The organism is Streptomyces palmae (genome assembly GCF_004684805.1).
Taxonomy (GTDB): domain Bacteria; phylum Actinomycetota; class Actinomycetes; order Streptomycetales; family Streptomycetaceae; genus Streptomyces; species Streptomyces palmae.
The window spans coordinates 1-4341 of sequence record NZ_SRID01000486.1 but is presented as its reverse complement, the minus strand read 5'-3'; the positions used below and the strand labels follow the sequence as shown (position 1 = coordinate 4341).

The 4341-nt window shown below is 74.4% G+C and carries 1 protein-coding gene; it reads left to right on the top strand.

The genetic code is table 11. The annotated features are described in order from the left end of the window. Positions 1-4341: type I polyketide synthase (locus E4099_RS29660; RefSeq protein WP_135342200.1), on the top strand; the 4341-nt coding region annotated here is incomplete at both ends.

Sequence of the window (4341 nt, the reverse complement as noted above, 5' to 3'; positions counted from 1 at the left end):
CGGTGATGGTGTCGTTGGCGCGGGTGTGGCGCTCGGTGGGGGTGGAGCCGGCGGCGGTGGTGGGTCATTCGCAGGGTGAGATCGCGGCGGCGTGTGTGGCGGGTGCCCTGTCCTTGGAGGATGCGGCGCGGGTGGTGGCCTTGCGGTCGCGGGCGTTGTTGGAGATCGCGGGCGAGGGCGGGATGGCCTCGCTGCCGCTTCCGGTGGCGGAGGTGGAGAAGCTGCTGGCCCGCTGGGACGGGCGGCTGTCGGTGGCGGCGTTGAACGGTCCGTCCTCGACGGTGGTGGCCGGAGACGCGCGGGCCATCGAGGAGATCGTCGAAGACCTGGTCGCGAACGATGTACGGGCCCGCCGGATCCCGGTGGACTACGGCTCCCACTCGGCACAGGTCGAGCGGCTGCGCGAGCGGATCACCGCCGACCTGGCGGGGATCGCGCCGCGGACCGCCCAGGTGCCCTTCCACTCCACGGTGACCGGCGGACTCCTGGACACCACCGCCCTGGACGCCGAGTACTGGTACACCAACCTCCGCCGGCCGGTCCGCTTCGAGCCCGTGGTGCGCGGTCTGCTGGCGGACGGACTCAGCGCCTTCGTCGAGTGCACCCCGCACCCGGTGCTGACCGTCGGGGTGGAGGAGACCGCCGAGGACGCCGAGGTCCCCGCGCTGGCGGTGGGCTCGCTCCGCCGCGACGAGGGCGGGATGCGGCGGATGCTGACCTCCCTCGCCCAGGCCTATGTGCGGGGCGTACCCGTGGACTGGAGCGCGCTGCTGCCCGGCACCGCCCGGCTGGACCTGCCCACCTACGCCTTCCAGCGCCGGCGGTTCTGGCTGGAGGACACCGAGGACACGCCCGGCGGCGGTACGTACACCCCGGACCCGCGCGAGGCCGGCTTCTGGCGCGCCGTCGAGGAAGCGGACGCCGAGGCCCTGGCCCGTACCCTGCGGATCGAGGACGAGGCACAGCAGATCTCGCTCAGCAGCCTGCTCCCGGCGCTGTCGTCCTGGCGCAGGCACAGCCGCGAGCAGTCCGAGGTGGACGGCTGGCGCTACCGGATCGCCTGGAAGCCGGTGCCGGAGACCACCGGACCGGCCCTGACCGGCACCTGGCTGGTGGCCGTCCCGCAGGGGCACACCGACACCCCCTGGGCAGCCGCGGCCCGCCAGGCGCTGACCGGGCACGGCGCGCGCGTGCTGGAGCTGGAGCTGTCCCACGAGGACACCGACCGCACCCGGATGGGCACCCGGCTGCGCGAGGCGCTCGCCACCGAGGACGGGCTCACGGCACCCGCCGGAGTGCTGTCCCTGCTCGGCCTGGACGAGCGGGCACACCCCGGACACCCGGCGCTGGCCACCGGCGTGGCCCTGACCCTGACCCTGGTGCAGGCCCTCACCGAGGCCGGACTCCAGACCCCGCTGTGGTGCGCCACCCAGGGCGCGGTGTCCACCGGGCCCGCCGACCGGCCGGCCGGACCGGTACCGGCCCAACTCTGGGGCCTGGGCCGGGTCGTGGCCCTGGAACACCCCCGGCAGTGGGGCGGCCTGGTCGACCTCCCGGAGCACCCGGACGCCCCGGCACTGGGCCGACTCTGCCGGGCCCTGGCGGGCCTGGACGGCGAGGACCAGCTGGCGGTGCGACCGGCCGGCCTGTTCGCCCGGCGCATGGTGAGCGCCCCGCTCGGCGACGCCCGCCCGGCACGCGACTGGCGCCCGCGCGGCACCGTACTGGTCACCGGCGCCACCGGCAGCCTCGGCCCGCGCATCGCCCGCTGGTTGGCCGACCGCGGCGCCGAACACCTGGTACTGGTCAGCCGCTCCGGACCCGACGCCCCCGGCGCCGCCGAACTGGAAGCCGAACTCACCGCCAAGGGCGTCGGCGTCACCCTGGCCGCCTGCGACATCGCGGACCGGGAGGCCGTGGCGGCGCTCCTGGACCGGCTGGCGCGCGAGGGCCGTACCGTACGCGCGGTCCTGCACACGGCCGCGTTCATCGAGCTGGCCCCGGTCGCCGAGACCACCCTGGACAGCTTCGCCGCCGTCCTCGGCGCCAAGGTCGCCGGCGCCCGGCACCTGGCCGAACTGCTCGACCCCGACAGCCTGGACGCCTTCGTCCTGTTCTCCTCGATCGCCGCGCTGTGGGGCAGCGGCGACCACGCCGCCTACGCCGCCGCCAACGCCGCCCTGGACGCCATGGCCGAACAGGGCCGCGCCCACGGGCTGCCCATGACCTCCGTGGCCTGGGGCGTCTGGGAGGACGCCGTCAAGACCTGGCAGCACCTGGGCGGACTGGACGTCGCTGAGCGCCGCCGCCGGGTCCGGCAGCAGGGCCTCCCGCTGATGCGCCCCGAACTGGCCATCGCGGCCCTCCAGCAGACCCTGGACCACGACGAGACCTTCGTCGCCGTCGCCGAGATCGACTGGAAGCCCTTCGTCGCACTGTTCACCGCGATGCGCCCCAGCCGACTGCTCGACGAACTGCCGGGCGCCCGCCCCTTCCTCGACACCACCGGCCCCGTGTCCCAGGCCGCGGCCCCGGGCGGGACCGTCTCCGACGAACTGCGGGACCGGCTCGCCGCACTGCCCGCCGGTGCCCGGCAGCGCGCCCTGCTGGAACTGGTCGTCTCCCACGCCCAGGCCGTCCTCGGACACGCCACGGCCGAGGCGATCGGCCACGAGCGGGCCTTCAAGGAACTCGGCTTCGAGTCCATGACCGCCGTCGAACTGCGCAACCGGCTGGCGACCGCCACCGGCCTGAAACTCCCCGCCACCCTGGTCTTCGACTACCCGACCCCCCTCGCGCTGGCCCGGCAGCTCCACAACGAGCTGCACCTCGGTACGGAGACCGAGCCGCGCGGGACCACCGAGCGGGCGGCCGCCCCGGCGGCCGTGGGCGCACCTCCCGGCGGGCACGCCGCGGAAGAGCCGATCGCGATCGTGAGCATGGCCTGCCGCTACCCCGGGGACATCGAGACCCCCGAGGACCTGTGGCGGCTGCTCGCCGACGGCGGCGACGCCATCGGCGCCTTCCCCGAGGACCGCGGCTGGAACCTGGCCGAGCTCTTCGACCCCGATCCCGACCGCCAGGGCACCAGCTCGGTGCGCGAAGGCGGATTCCTGAACGGCGTCGACCTCTTCGACGCGGAGTTCTTCGGTATCAGCCCGCGCGAGGCCGTGGCCATGGACCCGCAGCAGCGGCTGCTGCTGGAGGTCTCCTGGGAAGCGTTCGAACGGGCCGGCATCACCCCCACCGAACTGCGCGGCAGCCGCACCGGCACCTTCGTCGGGGCCATGTCCCACGGCTACGGGGTGGAGGCAGGCGAAGCACCGCGGGCCATCGAGGACTACGTGGTGACCGGAAGCGTCACCAGCGTCATCTCCGGCCGGGTCGCCTACGCCTTCGGACTCGAAGGCCCCGCCATCACCGTGGACACCGCCTGCTCCTCCTCGCTGGTCGCCCTGCACCTGGCCTGCCAGTCGCTGCGCAACGGCGAATGCTCCACCGCCATCGCCGGCGGCGCGGTGGTCATGCCCACCCCCAACGCCTTCATCGGCTTCAGCCGACTGCGGTCGCTCGCCGCCGACGGACGCTGCAAGGCCTTCGCCGACAGCGCCGACGGGTTCGGTCTCGCCGAGGGCGCCGGAGTGGTGCTGCTGGAGCGGCTCTCCGACGCCCAACGCAACGGCCACCAGGTGCTGGCGGTGATCCGCGGCTCGGCCCTCAACCAGGACGGCGCCTCCAACGGCCTGGCCGCGCCCAACGGCCCCTCCCAGCAGCGGGTCATCCGCGAGGCGCTGGCCAACGCACGCCTGACCGCCTCGGAGGTGGACGCGGTCGAGGCGCACGGCACCGGCACCAAACTGGGCGACCCGATCGAGGCCCAGGCGCTGCTCGCCACCTACGGCCAGGACCGGGACCAGGACCGTCCGCTGTGGCTCGGGTCGTTGAAGTCCAACATCGGGCACGCCCAGGCCGCCGCCGGTGTGGCCGGCGTGATCAAGATGGTGATGGCGCTCCGGCACGGCGTACTGCCGCGCACCCTGTTCGTGGACGAGCCCTCCTCGCACATCGACTGGTCCTCCGGCGCCGTACGGCTCCTCAGCGAGCAGCAGGACTGGTCGCCGACCGACCGACCGCGCCGAGCGGGCGTCTCCGCCTTCGGCATCAGCGGCACCAACGCCCACTTGATCCTGGAGGAGGCGCCGGCGGTGGAGGCTGCGCCGATCGCCGAGGCCGATGGTGCGGATGTGGTGCCGTGGGTGGTGTCGGGTCGTGGTGGTGCGGCGTTGCGGGCGCAGGCGGGGCGGTTGCTGGCGGCGGTGGAGGGGCGTCCCGAGTGGGGGA